Genomic DNA, 19291 nt, shown 5'->3' on the forward strand with positions numbered 1-19291 from the left:
CAAGACCTGTGTTCTTTGGGGGAACACAGGCCTTGTTTTTTAATGATATTAAGTAAAAATTGAGTAGAGGGAGTATGACAGATGGAGTTTCTGTTAAGCGGTATCATGTCGATTACATGGCAGCAGATCGTAATGTATGTAATCGGCGGAATTTTGATTTATCTTGCGATCTGCAAGGATTTTGAACCGGCATTGCTGATGCCCATGGGCTTTGGGGCGATTTTAGTCAATCTTCCCATGTCTGGGGTGTTGGATCAGCTGATGGTTTCTGCCACGGGAGAAACCATAGGGGAGGCTCACGGGATTATCCAATGGCTTTTCGAAGTGGGGATCGAAGCGTCAGAGGCGCTGCCAATTTTGTTGTTTATCGGTATTGGAGCGATGATCGATTTTGGGCCTTTGCTTTCCAATCCAAAAATGTTTATTTTCGGCGCTGCGGCGCAGTTCGGTATCTTCTTTGCCATTGCGGCGGCTACCCTGTGCGGATTTGATTTGCAGGATGCGGCATCCATTGGTATTATTGGCGCGGCGGACGGCCCCACTTCTATTTTGGTTTCCCAAATTTTTGGATCAAAATATGTGGGAGCGATTGCAGTAGCCGCTTATTCGTATATGGCGCTGGTGCCAATTATCCAGCCCCTTGCGATTAAACTGGTGACAACCAAAAAAGAACGGATGATCCGGATGCCTTACAATCCTAAAAGCGTAAGCAAAACAACCCGGATTTTATTCCCGATTATTGTTTCTATTATTGCCGGATTAGTGGCGCCTATGTCCGTGTCCTTGGTAGGATTTTTGATGTTTGGAAATCTGCTGCGGGAATGCGGCTGTTTAACCCGGCTTTCTGAAACTGCACAAAATGAACTTGCAAATCTGATTACCCTCCTTTTGGGAATTACCATTTCCTTCAGCATGAGGGCGGAACAATTTGTTGCGGTGGAAACAGTTATGATTATGTGTCTGGGATTGGTAGCTTTTGTTATGGATTCTGTTGGCGGCGTGCTGTTTGCCAAATTGATGAACCTGTTCCTGAAAGAAAAGATCAATCCGATGATCGGTGCGGCAGGAATTTCAGCCTTTCCTATGTCCGCTCGAGTAATCCAGAAGATGGCGCAGAAAGAGGACCGCCAGAACCACCTGCTGATGCATGCGGTGGGCGCCAATGTATCTGGCCAGATTGCATCGGTAGTAGCGGGGGGAATTATCCTGTACCTAGTGCCGATGATGATGTGAGGAGGAAATGACAATGAGTGCACAAGTAATGGAAAATTTTTATAAAGCCTTAGAATTAATGGGAAAAGGAATGTTGGGCATCTTTGTAGTTATCCTGGTCATCACCCTGGTGGTAGTACTGCTGACAAAGGTCGGCGGAGTGAATAAGAAAGCGTCTCAAATGGAATAATCAAAGAGAACAGAGGATGTCCTCAAAAATTTTTACATGAAGCTGCTCATCCTTAACAATCCGAGCAAGGGAAGCGCTGACACAGGGGTCTTGGACAGACTGAGCCTGTTTGGTATATATCTCCACCGCGTGTTTTTCCGCGGATAAATTTGCATGCAGCAGACTGTGCAAATCCTGGGTATAATTTATCATATTAGCATTCCAAGGAGCACATTGGCAGTTTTGGCTTACTTGATACTTTGGGAGCTTTCCCAGCAGGAAGACCAGCTGTCCGAATGTATTAAAATGTCTCATTTCCACCTGGGAAATTCGCAGAAGAAGGGTCGAGAGCTGGGGACAGCTTTCCTTTAAAATCCAGCTTTGATAAAGATACTGGTTGATCGCTGTCATTTCGCTGTTTATTGCAGCCAAATTGTTTGACATCATTTGAGCGTAAGCGGAGTTTGGCCGGGTAGCGGCAATAGGGGGATAAGGATCCTTAAGGGCGACAGCAATGGAATCTGGATTAAAACTCAGCATAAAATGACCTCCTTCGGATGATAGTACCTTTATTTATATGCGATACAGCAAGGCTATAGCACTAAGAAAGCACAAAAAAGGACGGAAACAGGAAAAATCCTGTTTCCGTCCTTTTTCATACTGAGGATAGCTTAACAGCCGCTATTCATAAGATTTTCGGCGCATTTACGCAGGTCTGTCTCGTTTGAAATCTTCACACCGCTTTGTTTAATATTTTCCTGTACATAGATAGGCAGAGATTGAAAAAAGGGGTTGCTATCCAAATTCTGAGAAAAAGTATTAACATCAGACATACTATCACCTCGCTGACAGTGTGTGTAGAAAACCGGCAATTATTCCAGGGAGAATTTACAAATTTATCAACGAAAAAAGATAAGTTTAGCTATCCATGAATTGGTAAATTTTATTTAAAAAAAGAGACGGATGAATTTTTCATCCGTCTCCCTTTTTATTATCATGGTCTCAATCCTCGTTCTAATCGTCGTCATCTTGGTCATCATCTTGGTCATCATCTTGGTCGTCATCTTGGTCATCGTCATCTTGGTCATCGTCATCTTGGTCATCGTCATTCTGGTTATCGTCATCTTGGTCGTCGTCATTCTGGTCATCGTCATCCCAGTCATTGTCATCTTGATCATCGTCGTCGCTATCATAATTGCCGTTCAAACGATCATCGTCTCTGCTCTCCTTTACCAAGGTGGATGGTAAGGAAGATGCTATTCCTGCCATGGTCTGCTGTTGGCGATCATCATCGTCATCATAGTCGTCATAGTCATCGTCGTCGTCATCACCCTCGAAAGCGTCTTCGATTACATCTTCCAGGTCATCTAAATCATCTAGCTCATCAAAAACAAGGCCCTGTTTTGCGGCTATGGTCAAGATATCTTCTAGCGGCATTTCACTCAGAGATTTTTCCGAAAAGGAAGGTTCTTTTTCCAAAAGAGAATCTACCAGCTGCATCTTTCCCGCAGAAACACTATACTGGGCCGCTCGCTGACGGGAAGCTTCGTCCACTGTGAGATTTTGATGCACAATCCGGGGATGAATATCTTTGGCAAGCAAAGTATTATTGATACTTTCTGAGAGCCGGATTTTCAGCTGATCGCCCCGCACGTTATCCCGACAGTTGACAGAGAGTAAAACCGCTTTGTTCTGGGCGCTGATATATCCGTCGTTGGCCATATCGGAAAAAAGGGAGCTTAAAGCGTCGTCCAAATTCCACCCCCGGTATTTCCGTCCTTCTAGAAGCGCAATGGCATCATCATTAAGCCCTTTTACCTGTAATACCTGTTCATGACGGTTGGAAGTGATCTCAAAACTGGGATTGACATCCAACGCGATAATGCTGTCGATCATGCCATACTGCATAAACCAACCGATTCCCGCCATAAGAACCACTGCGGCAAAAGCGATTGTTAGTTTTGCTATTCGGCTCTGAGTTTTTCTTCGGGAGGGAAGCTCTTGACGGGTGATATAATCATGTTCTGTCATTTTGTTTACTGGCTGATGCGCCAGCTGCTCAAAGGAAGAATGGGGGAGCTGCTCTATTGAATGCTTTAAGGATTGTTCTATTTTTTGCTTCATAAAGACACCCCCTGTCCCAATAGATATATTTTTAGTTTTTTTAAAGCTCGATGATACCGTGATAAGGCAGTAGAAAGAGGAACTCCAAGACTGGCGGCAATCTCCCGATGACGCAGTCCGGAAACTGCATGGAGAAGAAGTATTTGGCGATCCTCTTCCTCCAAAATATCAAGTGCCGCTTCCAGTATCATTCGATCGGTGCGGTCAGTAACATAATGAAACTCGTCCTCTTCCACTGCCAGAAAATCATCTGTAACAATCGAATGATTTTTTTGTCTTAGAAAATTACGGGAAAGATTTTTGGCAATTGTAAAAATCCATGCCAAGGGTTTTCCCAGAGGTTTATAAAGGTGGGCGGCCGAACGAACTTTCAAATATGTTTCCTGTACGATATCCAGGGTATCTTCCGGATTTTTTACAATAGAAAGCACATAGGAATACACCGCCCGTTCTGTTAACAGATAAAGCTGTTCGAAGGCCTGAGGGTCATCTGCTTCCCCGATTTTCTGCAGTAGGGTTTCGTCGATTTTAAGTTGCCTTGTACGATCAGGAGGAGCGGCCTGCTCTGCCACCATAAAGAATAGCATATTTTTCAATCCTTTCCGTTTTCAGGAAAATTTAGCGTAGGAAACCATCCTTTTAATAATGGCGCAAGCGGCCTGATTTTTCAAGATGCGACACGATATTTTACTTAAATTTTACATTCAGAAAAACGCAGCCATTGTCGCTATTGTCTCAATCATCGTGATCATCGTACTGGTCGTCATCGTCGTCGTACCGGTCGTCATCATCGTCGTACCGGTCGTCATCGTCGTACCGATCGTCATCGTCGAACCGGTCATCATCGTCGAACCGGTCGTCATCGTCATATTGGTCATTATAATCATCCAGTTGGTCTTCCAGCTGTTCATAACGGGGGTCTTGGTACATATCATCCAGATCATCCAGCTGCTCTTCCAACGCTTCCAAAGATAGATTATGCTCTTTGGCATAATCTATCAAATCACTGACGCGCATCTCTGCCAACTGTTGTGCCGTCAGGGATTGATCTCCAAGCAAAAGCTGTTCAATCATTGCCATTTTACCTGTGGAAATATGGTTTTCCTTAGCGGATTTGCGCAGGTTGTCATCAATGTGGATATCTTGGCCTATGACATTTGCCTTAATTTTACATTGGTCCAAATAAGAGGCGATTCTGTGGTTTACTTTATCAAGGGTATCCTGGGAAACATTTTTGTCGCTGACTGTTATAAGGATATCATTATCCTTTTCTCCAGTGAGATATCCGCCGAAGATCATACGATCGACCAAATCCTCAATGACGTCATCCAGATCCCTGTCATCAGGCCGGTAGTTTTCCAATATTTTAGCGGCGTCGTCATTGGAAGCGGTGATAGAAACTACCTTGTCCAGACGGTTGGTTTCTAACTCAAAGCTTGGATTAACATCCAACGATACATAATTGGAAGGCGAAAGATAAAACCAGGCGATGCCAGCCGCCAAAATTACAGCCCCTAAAACAACAGATATGGCGATAATAAGCTTTTTATTTGTGGTGATAACATGTGTCATAAGTCAAAACTCCTCTATAAAAATGATATTGATTTGGGCCCTTACACTTATATAACACATGAAAAAAAGATTTTATCGCACAAAAAATAAAAATTTATAAAAAAATTGTAAAACAGTATTTTGTATTCGGGGGAAACTTGGGGATAGCTGTCATTTGATGCGAAACCATAGATCAAAGTGTTCAAACTTACTAGCATCGATTTTATATCTTGTCTCATACCACAGAAAAGGGACCGTCTATTAGGCGGTCCCTTTTTTAAAGAATACATTCCATATATAAAAGATACTGTTGTGCCTGCAAAAAGTTGGGAGCAAGCCGAAGGGTTGTGAGCACGCTCTAACTAAAAAAAGTTGGAGCAAGCGATACATCGCTTGCTCCAACGTGGAACATCGTAACACTATGGATGCCGAAACTTCCAGGTTTGCACCCAAAACCAAATCGAAGCCCAGCGAAGCGGGTTCGATTTGGAAAGGAGGAGCAGCGGCGTGAGCGCGCTCTGACTTTTGTAAAAAAAGTCGGAGCAAGCGATACAGAGCTTGCTCCGACGTGGAACATCGCAACACTATAGATGCCGCTTTTCTTTAAGCATGTGCCAGAACACAAATCATAATTCAATTATTTATTCCTCTATTTGTTCTACTTTTGCTGTCATAACAATATCCATGCCATCATACAAATAGTGGTCACACAAAATACATATATCATCTAAGGGCCCAATCTCAATTGGTTTGTCCAATAATTGAAGGATTCTCTGGTTATCTGTATTAATGATAAAACGTCCTTCGTTCTGGTCTTTGAACCGAATATGTTTTACAGCTAATTCCATAGGGCTTTTCTGCCCAAAGTCCCACCAACCAAATTCACCATACTGATCAAAATCAAAATAACTAACTTTAGTTTCTATAATTTCGCGGTCAAGCAAACCGATTTCTATAAGTTTATGGACTAATCTTCGCTTAAACTCCGGGTAGTCTTCAATAACAATGAGGACTGGTCTCTCATCTTCGGGCAACTTTTGAACTTCTTCTGGAGACATATTATCAGCAAAGTCTCTAAAATATGAGTATGGAATAGATGTTTTCAACTTTTGAATACCTGGTTCTTTCGGACATATGAACATACTGTTTTTTAAATAATATAAGCAAAAGCAGGGCAAGTGCATATCCCGTCTTCTTTTTAAATAGATCCTATTGCCATTCTGAATCTTTAAAAGATCAGTGTAATAGCTGTATTTTCTTAAAATAGGAAGTGAATTCTCAAAATCCCAAATATTGAAAGTCGCCATTGTTCCTTCAAGGCGATCGCCTCTGCCATCACCGTATTTTTCTTCATACTCAACCCATGAACTCGGTGTACTAAATTTGATCTGGCCGCAGTTCAAAAATGTGCGCGCATATCGCATTTTTGTACAGCGCAACACCATTGAAAAAGCATCCGGATTTCCCCAACAGTTATCGTTCATAAATTACACCACTGCCTTCTTGATAATTTTCTGCAGAAGTCCCCGGCAGCCTTCCTCCACATCCCGCCAGGTCGTGTCGAAATCGTCGGTATACCACGGATCGGCCACCTCGCCGGGGCGGTCGGTAAAGTCCATCAGCAGGTGCATCTTGTCGGCAAAATCGCCGCCGCAGATCCGGTACATACTCCGCAGGTTGGCTCGATCCATGCCAATCAGAAGGTCGTACTTCTCGTAATCGCTGTTCAGAAGCTGCCGGGCTCGTTTTCCGGAACAGTCGATGCCATGCTCGGACAGCTTGCGGCGAGCCGGCGGATACACCGGATTGCCAATCTCCTCGGTGCTGGTAGCCGCCGACTCGATTTGAATGCTCTGCTCCAGACCGGCTTTCTTCACCAGATCCTTCATGATAAACTCGGCCATCGGGCTTCTGCAAATATTGCCGTGGCAGAGAAAAAGTATCCTGATCATGCTCCGTACACTCCAACTCATTACTATCGCACTCAGTATAGCACGGAACCTCAGATTCGTCGAGTTGGATTTCCAGATGGGCGGCAGAATCGATTTTTCTCTGGAGTTCTGCCTTTGACCAGCCGAAACGGTCAGCGGCACGAAGATACCAGCGCCGCTCATCCGGCTCCATGTCTGCTTCCAAAATGACTACATTCTGGGTCCAACTGATCTCCATGGCCAGGGCCAGCAATTCGGGGGTGTTCTCATACATCCGATAGAACTCCCGCATCCGGCGAAGGTTGCGCGGGGAGAAGCCGGAAGCATCGGGGAAACGGCTGTGCAGGTGTTCGGCTGCGGCCACAGCCGCGCCTTTCTCAGGCCGGGAACAGACAATGCGGCCCAGTTCGCAGCAGAGTTTCATCTGGGGCAGCTCAGCGTTCAGCGCGGCGTCCAGGGCTGCAAACATGGCGGAATAATCGATATTTTTGCGGATGTTCATGGCTTCTCCTTTCCGGCAGAACCTGCCTTATTTAGAAACAGGCCAAAGAGAAGCACAGGAGGCGCCTCCTGCGTTTCTCTTTGGCCTGTTCACACCACTTGTACCATCTGCTCCCAGAGCAGGACGAAGCGGTCGTCGATGATTTTGTTGTCGTGGTAATGTCCGAACAGCCAGTAGTGGAACTTGGCTCGTTCTTTGACTTCCTCCAGGAAGCCGGTCAGGTGGTCGTGAACATATCCACCGTTTCCCAGTATGTCCACGATGCTGTTTGGGGCGCAGTGTGTGATCACATAGTCCATCTCATAGTGAATGCTTTCCAAGCTGTGCCGAGCTTCCTCATACTCGGATTTATCGGGAAGCTCTTGTTTCCACCAGGAGTGGTGGTTGACCCGGAATCGGGCGCCCATTCTGCGAAGGGCCCAGTATTGTTCTTCGTAATCGGGTGCTTTGGGGTTCAGAATACCGTCCTCGATATCATGGCTTCTGGCACCGCCCATGGTAAAGAAGGAGTATCCTTGCAGGTCAAAGACCTGCCCGCGCATCAGGTGGATCACATGAGGCCGGATTCGCTGAATCTTTCCGCCGTTCCATTCCTCTGTCGGGTATTTTCTCAGCAGGTCGAAGTTTTCATGGTTGCCGCTGATGAACAGCGTGGTAAAGGGCAGATCCTCCAGCCAGTCCAGATTCCGCTCCTCCTTCTTGCCCCCATCCCATACGCCGCCAAAATCTCCGCAGATGATCATATGGTCTTCCTTGGTCATTCCGGCCTGCTCGGGGAAGTGTTCGGGTGCAAACCGCTGGAAGTTGCCGTGGGTATCGCCGGTTGCGTAGATCATTTCGGTTCACCTTCTTTTGCCTATTATATCATATCCTGTTCCACCTGGATGCCGCCGCGGAGGAACACCGTGATTTTCTCCGCTGAGTTGACCTTGACCGTATCCACCAGCTGCCGGATGAGAGCTTCATCCCATTCGCTGATGTGGGTGGACGCCTGAGCCATCGCGGCAGCCGCATCTTCAATGCGCCGTACAGCCTGAGCGTTGCTCTGACGCTGTTCTTCAATCAGGGCTCGCTTTTCTTTTAGTACGGCAGCCTCATTCATGATAGCTCTCAGTTGGGCGGTGCAGGCGGTGGCATCCTCAGCTCGGGCGGATTCTGCCACCAGCTCACGGGTCTGGTCGTTCAGCTCGCCCAGCCGCCTTTCAATATCGGCAAGACTCATGCTCTCGCCGGGAACCGGAGCCAGCTCCATTTCCATGGCGGAGGTGATTTGCCGGATCAGCGTACTCTTTTGACTCATGACGGAGTTGATTGCGGCGAGGATTGCCTTCTGGAGCGGTTCCTCGTCCAGCGTTGGTGAGTTGTGGCAGTACTTGGTGCCGTAGTCCAACCGGCTGACACAGCGCCACACGATGCGCTTCCTGCCTTGCTTGGACCAGGTGCAGCGGCGGTACAGGGTGCCGCATTCGCCGCAGATAAGGCGCTCCGACAAGGCGTATTTGCTGGCATAGGATGTCATCCCCGTGGGGGCATTCTTTTTGGAAGGGCTTTTCCCGGCACTGCGCCGCGCCATCTCTGCCTGTACCGCATCGAAGGTTTTGCGCTCCACGATGCCCTCATGATGGTTCTGCACCAGATACATGGGGAGCTGCCCCGTGTTGCGGATGACCTTGCGGCTGATGCAGTCGCTGATGTAGGTCTTCTGGAGGAGGACATCTCCGCAATACTTCTCATTGGTCAGGATGCTTCGGATCGCCGTGATCGTCCATTGGGAGCCGCCGGTCACATTGGGGATCTGCTCCGCTTCCAGCCTGTCTTTGATCATCCGAAGGCTGGCTCCGCTCAAATACTGGTCATAGATCGAACGAACCACATCTGCTTGCTCCCGGATGATTTTCGGCTTGCCGTCCTCGCCTTTTTCATAGGCGTACAGCCGGTTATACTGTATGATTGTCTTTCCCTCGCGCATGGCCTGCCGCTTACCCCAGCGAACATTGGCACTGATGCTCTCGCTTTCTGCCTGAGCGAAGGCTCCAAGCATGGTGATGAGGATCTCGCTGTCGGCTTCCAGCGTGTTGATGTTCTCCTTTTCGAAGATGACCGCAATGCCCAATTCCCGCAGGGCCCGGATGTAATTCAGGCAGTCCACCGTATTTCTGGCGAAGCGGGAGATGGATTTGGTCAGGACGATGTCGATCTTCTTCTGCTTGCACAGCCGGATCATCTTCAGGAATTCGGGCCGCTTCCGAGCCGATGTCCCTGTGATGCCCTCGTCTGCGAAGATCCCGGCCATGGTCCACTCCCAGTTGGTCATGATCTTGTCGGTGTAGTAGTTCTGCTGCGCCTCATAGCTGGTGAGCTGCTCCTCGTCATCAGTGGATACCCGGCAGTAGGCAGCCACGCGAAGCTGGCGCTGGATCGCCTGCCGGCTTGCGACCTCCGGCTTTGCGGGTATGGTGATGACTTTGGGCGGGCTTTTTCTCATGCTGTTTCACTCCTTCCCAATTACTTGACCGTTTTTCAGCTTGATATTCAGACTTCCATCGTTATGACAATGGATGGCGGATACTGCGCTTTGAAGCAGTTCTGCATCCAACGCAGTCATGGGCTGACGCCCGGAAAACACTCTGCGCAAACGAACCGTTTCATATTCGCGGGAGTCGACGGCGCCGTACTGAGCCGCAGCGATGGACAGGATCAACACCTTTGCGGCATCCTCATCGATTGGCTGGCACTCCATCACTCTGTCCAGCTTATGCTGCAGATTCAGCTCAGTGGATCGATCAGGCGGCGCTGTTGCCGGAAGCCGGAGCTGTTCCGGCGATACGATCAGGCTGTTGAGCAGATCCAGCACCTGCCGCTCCATGCGCGCTGTCGATGGCCGCCCGCTGAAGCGGCGGAGGAGCTTCTGCGTGTCCGTTTTGGGAGCTGCCGTCTGTTTTGTGTTTCGTTTTTCCAGTGCTTTCTCCAGGGCTTCTCGATCAATGACCGGCGGATAGCCGCGCTCTCCCGTATAGCGGCTGTCTTCCAGAATTCGGGCAACCATGTTTTTGTTCCATAGCTTTCCCTCGTCATAGGGAATTGCCTGTTCCCGAAGCTCCTCTACCAAGGTGTTGTAGGTGGCACCAGCAAGGTATTGTTGGAAGATGTACTCTACCAGCTTTGATTCCTGCGGATGGAGGGCAATTTCTCCCATAACCACCCTGTAGCCAAACGGCTGCTTCCGATTGCCCATCAGCGCACCGTCCTTTCTATGGTTTCGGTCAGCTCCAGCCCGTTTTTCAGGCGGAAGCGGATTCGCTCATTGCTTTCCACGATGATTGTTTCAACGAGCTCACCGAACAGCTCTGCGTCAAAGCTGTCAAGGAAGTCCGGGCCATCATTCAAGATTTCCATCAGCTCTCTTGTTTGGGCGATGGTGTTGTCGCCATCGACGGCCAGAAGACGCTCCTTTTTCAGCTTTACAGCGCGGAGCTGCTCGGTCAACTCATTGCTCTGGGATATAAAAATGTCAGGATCAATGAGGCCCTGTTGTTTCAGCGTGGCCAACATTTGATTCTGACTGGTAAGATCGGATATTTGCATGTTGAGTTCAATGACATCCAGGCTCCAGAGCATCCGGCGGTTGCGGATGGCCTGGAGGGATAAAAGCATTTGCGAGAGAATATCCTCATTGTTTTGCTTTAGTTTGAAATAAAATCTCACGAATGTCTCTCGAATTTCGGAATCCAGCACCTGTGTTACAGGGCAACTTTGTGTATTCTGGCTATGCTTTCTACAGCTCCAGAACATTTTTTCGTGGCTGACTTTTTTCCGAAATGAAGTTCCGCATTGCCCACAAAATATTTTTTGATCAAATGGCGAATCATGGCTCTTGGAGATTTCTCGTTTGGCGCGACGATGGAGAAGCACTTGTACTGAATCGAATTCCTCCTTGGAAATAATAGCTGGATGCGTGGATTCCGCATAATACATTTCTTTTTCTCCATGGTTGCGTACCATTATTGGTGGAAATGCATCCGTCATATATGTTTTTTGCCACAGGGAATCTCCGATATATCGCTCGTTGGTTAGAATGTATCGAATAGAAGTTTTGTGCCATTTGATAGCTGAATTTCCTTTGCGTTTAGGGATACCTGCGAGATTAAGTGAATCTGCAATTGTAGCCATATTCTGTCCCGCAAGATACTCTCGGAAAATTTTGCGGACGATTTGTGCTTCTTGTTCATCAACTTCTATTTGCCGATTATGAACGATGTAACCGTAAGGTACGGATGATGGAAGGAATGTTCCGCTTTGCATTCGCTTCTGATAGCTCCATCGCATATTGCCGGAAATGGATTCGCTCTCGGCCTGGGCGAAGGATGCGAAGAGCGCAGTCATCATTTCGCCGGACATCGTCGCAGTGTCAATGTTCTCTTTCTCGAAGTAGACGCCGACACCGAGCGATTTCAGCTCTCTGATGGTTTCCAGGCATTCCTTGGTATTGCGGGCAAAGCGGGAGATGGATTTTACCAGCACCCTGTCGATCAGCCCTCTGCGGCAATCTGCCAGGAGCCGCTGGAAGTCCTCACGCTTTTCAGCCGATGTCCCAGTGATACCCTCATCTGCGTATATGTCTACCATTCTCCAGTTTTCCTTGCTGGAGATCAGGTCGCTGTAGTGACGGTTCTGGGCGGCGAAGGAGTTGAGCTGGTCATCAGAGGCGGAGCTGACACGGGCGTATGCCGCAACCCGCAATTTTGCGTTTTGGGGCTTTTCAGTTGCCTCAATGGTGATGACCCGGTATTGCTTTTCTCGAAGTGCCATGCTGCCGTCGGTCATCAGCTTTTCCGCCATGTCAGTTCACCTCCTTTTTTGCAACACAAACAATACCACAACACCTTTGAAATAGCTATTGAAAAGAATGCGATTTCAGAAAGAAAGGATAATGTCCGCACCGGTCTGTGCGGCAATTCTGGCCAAAATTTTGCGGGCCTCTCTTTCTGTGGTTTTCTTCTGCTCTATCAGCGTGCGGAGCAGTTGGGCAATGCCGCACAAATCGATATTTGTCATCTCGGTTCCTCGCTTTCGTGGATTTGTTTTGATAACAGAAATATGGGACCCAATCAGGGAGTTTGAGGAGAAAAGGAAGAGGAGTGTAGAGGGGGAAAGATGAAGAACTCAGAGGAACGGAGGTTGAGGAGAAGAAGAGAATGTACTGTGATCAGATCCCATATTTCTGCTATCAAAAGAAAAACAGAGGGCCGCTCCCAAAGGTCAGGTGAGCGAGTGTAGGCTCCGAGTCTGGAGCGGCCCTTTGTTTCTTGATGCTGCTTAGTCGCCTGTATTCGACACTACTTCCCCAGGCAGGGCGGCAACTTGAACTGTGCTGGCGCACATCATGGGACTCTCACCCCTCCGAGGATCTCTCCGAGCTGCGTAAACAGAAGTATCATTGTAGGCTGATGGGGTCATGGCGGGGACAGCTTGCCAAGGCTGTCTTGGCCTGAGTGGGTGTCGCTCTGCACCTTATTTGGCCGTCCTTTGATGCGGATATGCTCCGCACAGGTGGTCTTCGCGCACTCGGTCTGACGCTCTCCCGATCAGCTAAGGTATTCAAGTTGCCGGATATGACCGCCTGGGGCGGTGTTTTTCAAGGTCCGCTGAGATGTTTTGATCTCACGAAGATTGTAACTCCGAGCGTATTCTTCCAACAGAAACAGAATGGAAAGTTTACCAACCCAAAATGGAAAGTTTTTAGAGGGATGCCTCCAATTCAGACAGCAGAGCGATGGCCATCCGCAGTCCGCGCTTCTGTTCCTCTGCAAAATCTCCTTTTCCCACCAGGAGATAATCCAGAGAAACATCAAAGAATGCTGCAAACTCTACGGCCAGCTCGACTGGGCCAGGCTGCTTTCCAGTTTCGATTTTTGCGATGTATGGAGTGCTGACATTCATCTTCTCTGCCAACTGCTCCTGTGTGAGCCCACGCTTTTTTCGCAAGCTCCTGATCCTTGAACCATAGTCCTCTCTATTAAAGTACATGGTGATTTACTCCGTCTTCTGAAATTTGGATGCGAACCAAATTTCGGAGCGGTGGGTCGCGGCAATGGAGCGACCGGACACACCGGACGCTGAGCAGAGGGCGCCATTTTTCGACAAACAAAAAATGCACCCACCGTGCGGTGAGTGCATACGAAGAGAAATATTTGCCGAGCTTTAGCGGTATATAGTGAGTAAGGACAAATGGTGTCGAATAAAAAAGAACCGCAACCCCTTGGAGGATTGCGGTATGTAATGTTGTTCTTTTTTCCCTGACCCCCGGCGGGTGTTCATTGCTCCCTATACGATTTCCTGCCATATTCTCCCCTTGCGGGGATAACAGACAAAAAGTGCGTTTCCCCTCACCGTTTCGATGGGGGTATTATAATAGGGAATTTTTAGGGGTTTCTTAGAAATCGCTTAGGTTTTAGGCAGTTTTGCTGAAATTTGAAGATTATCCTCTTTTTGTATTATTATATATTCATATTGGCTAAAAAGCACAAGCCAAAACTGTGCATTATATATGTGCAATTAGTCTGACAAGACTTTCTATATCTTATTTTTCTATTCTACCAAGGGTACACTAAACTTGTCAACATATTTCTTGTGGTCGGAGGGTTGGCAAGTGGAATATGGAACGATTCGGATTAAGCTGGACGAGCTGTTGAAGGCATCTGGTCTTAGCAAGAACATGCTGAGCCATCGAGCTGAGATGCAGCGGACGCAGATCAACAATTATTGTAAAAACCAAATTACTCGTTTAGATATAGATGTCCTCGCAAGGCTTTGTACGGTGTTGAATTGTGGGATCGGCGATCTATTAGAATTTATACCACTAGAAAAGATAGAAAAATGAGGCTCGCAGGAGGCATAGCAATACTTTTCCAGCATATTGGACGGTCGGCATTTCAAATGGGAACGGCAAATTAATTATAAACGCAGTTGCAAATTCTGAAGCTCATTTTCTATTGGTTATCACCGAGAGTCTTTGCAAAATCACCGAAATACAACAAAAAAGAACCGGTCGAGATCTCGTGCATGAAATCTCGACCGGTTTTCTGTTATTGGGGAATTAACTTAGTATTACTTCGCCTCTTTGCGGAAACACATGAACCAATCCAGGCAATACTGATTCTCGCTCTGGTTGTCCATCCGCTCCTTGGCTACGCCGCAGCTGCCAGCGGTGGGTACGATGACATCATCGCCGGGTCGCCAGTCGGCCGGAGTGGCGCAGGCATCGGCGTCCGCTTTCTGGAGCGCCAGGATGATGCGCTTGATCTCGTCAAAGTTGCGGCCCGTGGACAACGGATAGTACAAGATGGTTCTCACCACGCCGTTGGGGTCGATGACAAACACCGCCCGTACCGCCTGGGTGTTGGACTGTCCCGGCTGGATCATGCCGTACTTGTTGGCCACCTCCATGCGGATATCCTCGATGAGGGGGAAGGTCACATTGATGTGTTTCTTACCGTTCCACTCCAGCTCCTGGATCTTCCGCAGCCAGGCGATGTGGGAGTAGATGGAGTCCACTGAAAGGCCCACCAGCTCAGTATTGAGAGCCTTGAACTCGTCGATCATGGAGCCGAAGGTCATAAACTCCGTGGTGCAGACCGGGGTGAAATCCGCAGGATGGGAGAAGAGGATCACCCATTTGCCTGCGTAATCCTCCGGGAATTTGATAGAGCCCTGGGTGGTGACAGCCTCGAAGGACGGGGCCTTGTCGCCAATAAGAGGCATTCTGTTTTCCTGATCCATGGTAAGCGCTCCTTTCGTTAGTAGTCAAGTTCGATGAATATGATATATGGGTTCTTTGGAGAAAGGCCGTAATACTCCATCTGAAACAGCGTTAACCCAGCAGCTCGCTCTCCAGATCCTGCAGCATGATGTCCAGTGCGGAGATACCGCCCTCGGCGGTGTACCACACGGCGGGGTGAGCCAGATAGACGATGTTGCCGTTCTTGTAGGCATCAGTTCCCATCACCAACTCGTTTTCCATGATCTCCTGGGCCAGCTTTGCCCCGTCGGTGCCGATGGCGGCATCACGATCCAGAACGAAGATATAGTCGGGTGCCTTCTCCACGATGAACTCAAAGGATGCTTCGTTGCCATGGGTGGAGGTGTCGATGTTGGCGTCCACGCCAATATTTTCGAAACCAATTTCGCGTCCAATCATGGAGCAGCGGCCGTCATTGCCCAGCACATTGTAGCTGCCGCTGGTGACCAGTCCTACGATGGCGGTCTTACCGGCGGCAAATTCGGACAGGGCGGTAATGCGGGCATCGAAGTCAGCCATCAACTCGTCTACCTTGTCCTCCAGACCAAACATGGAGGCGATGGTAGTGGCATTCTGCCGCACGCTCTCCACGACCCCAAGCTCGGTATCCGTGGCCAGATAGACTACAGGAGCGATTTCGCTGAGGACGTCATAACTGGAAGCCAGACGGCCACCGATAAAGATGACATCCGGCTCACAGGCCATGACTGCTTCCAAATCGGCCTCCTTGATGGTGCCCAGGTTGGCAATGTCGTCGTTGATGTAATCCTGGAGGTACTCAAGGCTGGTATCGGCGGTGCCCACTACCCGGTCACCCACACCCAGGGCGTCCAGAATGTCCAGGGAAGCCATATCCAGAATGGCAATGCGCTGGGGATCATACGGCACCTCCAGCTCCGCCGCCTCCTTGTTGGCATTGAGGCTGGTAATGGTCACAGACTCAGGGGTTTCGTTGTTCTGGGTTTCCTCACTGGACTGGCTGCTGCTGGGCGAGGAGGTATTCTCGGAAGAATCGCCGCCATTTTGAGCGGAGCAGGCCATGAGGCTCAGGGCCATCACACCGGCCAGGGCAAGAGAAAGCATCTTTTTCATGTTCATTTTTGGATACTCCTTTTCTAAAAAGTACTGAAAATAAGGGTCAATAGTAGATGGACAGGGGTTTGCCCGCAATGGTCAGGATCTCGAAGTCCACCTGATAGATCTGCGACAGGTTCTCTTTCGTCATCACCTCCTCCACAGTGCCAAACTTAGCGATTTTTCCGTCCTTGAAGGCACAGATATAGTCGGAATAGAATGCCGCATAGTTGATCTCATGCAGCACCAAAATCACCGTCTTCCCCAGCTCGTCGCAGAGGCGGCGGACGATTTTCATCATGTTGGTGGCGTGATAGATATCCAGGTTGTTGGTGGGCTCATCCAGCAGCACATACTCGGTGTCCTGGGCGATGACCATGGCAATCAGCGCCCGCTGCCGCTGGCCACCGGAGAGTTCGTCGATGAAGCGATCCTGGAACTCCTCCAGTTCCATGTAGTGAATAGCCCGGTCGATGATCTTCTGATCCTCTGGGGTGACCCGGTTGCCTGAATAGGGGAAGCGCCCGAAGGTCACCAGCTCCCGCACAGTCAGCTTCATCTGGATGTTATTGGACTGGGTCAGGATGGCAAGGCGCTTGGAGAGCTCCTTGCTTTTCCATTTGCCAATGTCCTTGCCCTCAAAGTCTATCAGTCCGCTGTCGTGGGCGATCAGTCGGGAGATCATGCCCATGACGGTGGACTTGCCCGCGCCGTTGGGGCCGATCAGGGAAATCACCTTGCCCTTGGGAATGGCGAAGCTCACGCCATCCACTACGGTTTTTCCATCATACTGTTTTGTCAATTCCTGTACATGCATGGTCACACCTTCTTTCTTGTCAGGAGGAGGTAGAGGAAGTAAAGTCCGCCGCCCACGGTGATGAACACGCTCACCGGCACGGAGTAGGAATACACATGCTCGACGATGAGCTGCCCGCCCACCAGCACGATCATGCCGAACAGGGCCGAGCCCAGCACCAGCTGGGTGTGCCGGAAGGTTTTCAGCAGCTGACGGGACAGGTTTGCGATGATGAGCCCCAAAAAGGAGATGGGTCCTACCATGGCGGTGGCCACGGCGATGCAGAGAGTCACGCCCAGCAGCAGGCGGCGGATGCAGCGGTCGTAGTCCACCCCCAGATTGATGGCCTGCTCCTTGCCCAATGTCAGCACATCCAGCAGGGCCAGCTCCTTTCGCAGTGCGAAGATGACGCTCGCCAAGAGGATCAGGGAAAAGACGATGATCTCGGAATTGATGTTGCTGAAGCTTGCCACCAGAGTATTCAGCAGACTGTCGTACTCATTGGGGTCCATGACCCGTGTAAGAGTAGTCTGAATGCTGCTGAAAAACGAAGTTAGTACTGTGCCCACCAACAGCACATACAGCACATTGTGCTTGGTCTTTTTGAAGATCCAGCTGTAGATAATGGTAGCGGTAATGCCCATGAGCACCACATCCACCGCGAAGGACAGATTGGCGTTGGAGGCCACCACGCTGGCAGATCCAAGAAAGAACACCACCGCCGTGTGGATGAGGGTATAGAGGGAATTCATCCCCAGCAGGCAGGGGGTCACGATGGTGTTGTTGATGATGGACTGAAATACCAGAGAGGCACCGCCAATGGAAAAGGCGGTAATGAGCATGACAATGAGCTTGGGGGTGCGGATCTTCATGGCGTAGGCCAGAAGCTTGGGATTAGAAAAGTTGACCTCCACCAACATATATCCTACTGCACAAAGAAAAACAATCGCAGCCAGGATCAGGAGTTTGCGCCGGTTGGCGCGCACGGCAGCGGTGTTCACTGGTCCGCACCTCCCTTCAGATTAGGCATGGCGGAGCAGCAGCCTGTTCCAGCGCTGCCCAGACGGATGGCTTTTCGGCCGTGCTTGAGCCGGTAAAAGAGCAGGCCGATAAAGATCAGGCTTCCCAGGATGCCCACGATCAGCTCGATGGGCAGCTCGTAGGGGGCGATTACGATCCGGCCGATCATGTCGCATACCAGCACAAAAATGGCGCCGAACAGAGCGGTATCCACCAGCGTGCCCCGGATCTTGTCTCCCTTGTACATGGCCACCACATTGGGCACGATCAGCCCGATGTAGGAGATGGAACCAACCACCACCACAATGCTGGCGGTGATCATGGCAGCGATGGTGAGCCCGGAAAAGAGGACCAGGTTATACGGGACACCCAGGTTCTTGGAAAAATCCTTGCCCAGTCCCACAATGTTGAAATGGTTGGCGAAGAGGAAGGCCAGCACCACCAGCGGGACCGTCAGCCAGACGATCTCATACCGGCCTTTCAGCACCAGCGAGAAGTGGCCCACCAGCCAGGAGGACAGAGCTTGGGTCATCTCATATTTGTAAGCCAGATAGTTGGTAATGCCGCCGATGACATTGCCGAACATGATGCCCACCAGAGGGACCATCACCACATCCTTGAACTGGATGCGCTGAATGAACCAGACGAAGATCCAGGTGCCCAGAATCGCCGTAGCAAAGGCAAAAATGGCCCGGCTCCACAGTGTGGAGGCCGGCATAAACAGCAGAGCCAGCAGGATGCCGAACTGGGCCGAGGAGATGGTGGCGCCGGTGGTTGGGGACACAAATTTGTTGCTGCACAGCTGCTGCATGATGAGTCCTGCCACACTCATACCAATGCCGGTGCATAGGATGGCCAGCAGGCGCGGCAGCCGGGAGATCAGGAAAATCTCCAGCTGCTCAAAATTGCCTGCGAGTAGCTCACCGGGTGTCAGGTCAATCACGCCCACAAACAGTGAACAGCCGGACAATATAAGTAGCAGAACAGAAAGAACAATGGTAGATCGATACGGTCTGATAAAATCCTCTCCCTTCTTTTTGGCGGTTAGCGATAGCTAACTGCATCCCATAAGCAATGCGCAGCGGCGATTGGACTTGCCATGCATCACGCACTG

The 19291-nt window shown here is 49.6% G+C and carries 22 protein-coding genes and 1 pseudogene; 3 read left to right on the plus strand and 20 right to left on the minus strand.

All coding sequences use genetic code 11. The features are described 5' to 3' along the window. Window positions 1-81: 81 nt before the first annotated feature. Both H8705_RS08130 and H8705_RS08135 read left to right on the plus strand, forming a co-directional pair. A complete protein-coding gene (locus H8705_RS08130) occupies window positions 82-1233 on the plus strand; it encodes a sodium ion-translocating decarboxylase subunit beta (protein WP_262395342.1) in 1152 nt (383 codons plus the stop codon). A gap of 13 nt (window positions 1234-1246) precedes the next feature. Next, window positions 1247-1402, plus strand: a complete 156-nt coding sequence (locus H8705_RS08135; protein ID WP_262395343.1) for a hypothetical protein — start codon at window positions 1247-1249, stop codon at window positions 1400-1402. Here the strand turns inward: H8705_RS08135 and H8705_RS08140 are convergent, their stop codons facing one another. From H8705_RS08140 to H8705_RS08200, 14 genes and pseudogenes are all read right to left on the minus strand, one after another. Beyond that, on the minus strand, window positions 1403-1921 hold the full coding sequence (locus H8705_RS08140) for a ferritin-like domain-containing protein (RefSeq protein WP_262395344.1): 519 nt from the start codon (window positions 1919-1921) through the stop codon (window positions 1403-1405). 131 nt (window positions 1922-2052) lie between these two features. Continuing rightward, on the minus strand, window positions 2053-2214 hold the full coding sequence (locus H8705_RS08145) for a hypothetical protein (protein ID WP_262395345.1): 162 nt from the start codon (window positions 2212-2214) through the stop codon (window positions 2053-2055). A gap of 181 nt (window positions 2215-2395) precedes the next feature. After that, a complete protein-coding gene (locus tag H8705_RS08150; RefSeq protein WP_262395346.1) occupies window positions 2396-3505 on the minus strand; it encodes an anti-sigma-I factor RsgI family protein in 1110 nt (369 codons plus the stop codon). Further along, window positions 3502-4092 carry an RNA polymerase sigma factor gene (locus H8705_RS08155; protein ID WP_262395347.1) on the minus strand — a complete coding sequence of 197 codons (591 nt, stop codon included), beginning with the start codon at window positions 4090-4092 and terminating at the stop codon, window positions 3502-3504. Before H8705_RS08155 ends, H8705_RS08150 begins: the two co-directional genes overlap by 4 nt. A gap of 148 nt (window positions 4093-4240) precedes the next feature. After that, complete coding sequence (locus tag H8705_RS08160) at window positions 4241-5077, minus strand: anti-sigma-I factor RsgI family protein (protein WP_262395348.1); 837 nt, start codon at window positions 5075-5077, stop codon at window positions 4241-4243. 620 nt (window positions 5078-5697) lie between these two features. Beyond that, complete coding sequence (locus H8705_RS08165; protein WP_262395349.1) at window positions 5698-6540, minus strand: hypothetical protein; 843 nt, start codon at window positions 6538-6540, stop codon at window positions 5698-5700. A 3-nt stretch (window positions 6541-6543) separates the two neighbouring features. After that, complete coding sequence (locus H8705_RS08170; protein WP_262395407.1) at window positions 6544-7008, minus strand: low molecular weight protein-tyrosine-phosphatase; 465 nt, start codon at window positions 7006-7008, stop codon at window positions 6544-6546. Between the two features lie 88 nt (window positions 7009-7096). Continuing rightward, window positions 7097-7489 (minus strand): annotated as a pseudogene (locus H8705_RS13695) (DUF1016 N-terminal domain-containing protein); the annotation flags it as partial. Window positions 7490-7578: 89 nt separating this feature from the next. Beyond that, window positions 7579-8325: a metallophosphoesterase family protein gene (locus tag H8705_RS08175; protein ID WP_262395350.1), complete on the minus strand. Its 747-nt coding sequence runs from the start codon at window positions 8323-8325 to the stop codon at window positions 7579-7581. Between the two features lie 23 nt (window positions 8326-8348). Next, window positions 8349-9974: a recombinase family protein gene (locus tag H8705_RS08180; protein WP_262395351.1), complete on the minus strand. Its 1626-nt coding sequence runs from the start codon at window positions 9972-9974 to the stop codon at window positions 8349-8351. A 6-nt stretch (window positions 9975-9980) separates the two neighbouring features. Further along, window positions 9981-10724 (minus strand): recombinase family protein, encoded by a 744-nt coding sequence (locus H8705_RS08185; RefSeq protein WP_262395352.1) that lies wholly within the window; start codon window positions 10722-10724, stop codon window positions 9981-9983. Beyond that, window positions 10724-12328 (minus strand): recombinase family protein, encoded by a 1605-nt coding sequence (locus tag H8705_RS08190; RefSeq protein WP_262395353.1) that lies wholly within the window; start codon window positions 12326-12328, stop codon window positions 10724-10726. The genes H8705_RS08185 and H8705_RS08190 overlap by 1 nt, the downstream gene beginning before the upstream one ends. A 75-nt stretch (window positions 12329-12403) precedes the next feature. Next, window positions 12404-12544, minus strand: coding sequence for a hypothetical protein (locus H8705_RS08195; protein WP_156417376.1), 141 nt, complete (start codon window positions 12542-12544; stop codon window positions 12404-12406). A gap of 684 nt (window positions 12545-13228) precedes the next feature. Further along, entirely contained in the window at window positions 13229-13516 is a 288-nt protein-coding gene (locus tag H8705_RS08200) for a helix-turn-helix domain-containing protein (protein WP_262395354.1), read from the minus strand. Between the two features lie 622 nt (window positions 13517-14138). Here H8705_RS08200 and H8705_RS08205 point away from each other — a divergent pair. Beyond that, the gene (locus H8705_RS08205; protein ID WP_262395355.1) at window positions 14139-14369 is read left to right on the plus strand and encodes a helix-turn-helix domain-containing protein; all 231 of its coding nucleotides are present in this window, start codon (window positions 14139-14141) and stop codon (window positions 14367-14369) included. A gap of 227 nt (window positions 14370-14596) precedes the next feature. Here the strand turns inward: H8705_RS08205 and H8705_RS08210 are convergent, their stop codons facing one another. The 6 genes from H8705_RS08210 to H8705_RS08235 form a co-directional block, all read right to left on the minus strand. Next, window positions 14597-15268 (minus strand): peroxiredoxin, encoded by a 672-nt coding sequence (locus H8705_RS08210; protein ID WP_262395356.1) that lies wholly within the window; start codon window positions 15266-15268, stop codon window positions 14597-14599. A 91-nt stretch (window positions 15269-15359) separates the two neighbouring features. Continuing rightward, window positions 15360-16379 (minus strand): siderophore ABC transporter substrate-binding protein, encoded by a 1020-nt coding sequence (locus H8705_RS08215; RefSeq protein ID WP_262395408.1) that lies wholly within the window; start codon window positions 16377-16379, stop codon window positions 15360-15362. A 46-nt stretch (window positions 16380-16425) separates the two neighbouring features. Continuing rightward, window positions 16426-17178, minus strand: a complete 753-nt coding sequence (locus H8705_RS08220) for an iron ABC transporter ATP-binding protein (protein ID WP_262395357.1) — start codon at window positions 17176-17178, stop codon at window positions 16426-16428. Window positions 17179-17180: 2 nt separating this feature from the next. Next, a complete protein-coding gene (locus tag H8705_RS08225) occupies window positions 17181-18158 on the minus strand; it encodes an iron chelate uptake ABC transporter family permease subunit (RefSeq protein ID WP_262395358.1) in 978 nt (325 codons plus the stop codon). Further along, window positions 18155-19126, minus strand: a complete 972-nt coding sequence (locus H8705_RS08230; RefSeq protein WP_006575246.1) for an ABC transporter permease — start codon at window positions 19124-19126, stop codon at window positions 18155-18157. Before H8705_RS08230 ends, H8705_RS08225 begins: the two co-directional genes overlap by 4 nt. Continuing rightward, entirely contained in the window at window positions 19113-19289 is a 177-nt protein-coding gene (locus H8705_RS08235) for a hypothetical protein (RefSeq protein ID WP_262395359.1), read from the minus strand. Before H8705_RS08235 ends, H8705_RS08230 begins: the two co-directional genes overlap by 14 nt. Window positions 19290-19291 lie beyond the last annotated feature (2 nt).

Origin of the sequence: Youxingia wuxianensis (assembly GCF_014385085.1) — a bacterium.
GTDB lineage: Bacteria > Bacillota > Clostridia > Oscillospirales > Ruminococcaceae > Youxingia > Youxingia wuxianensis.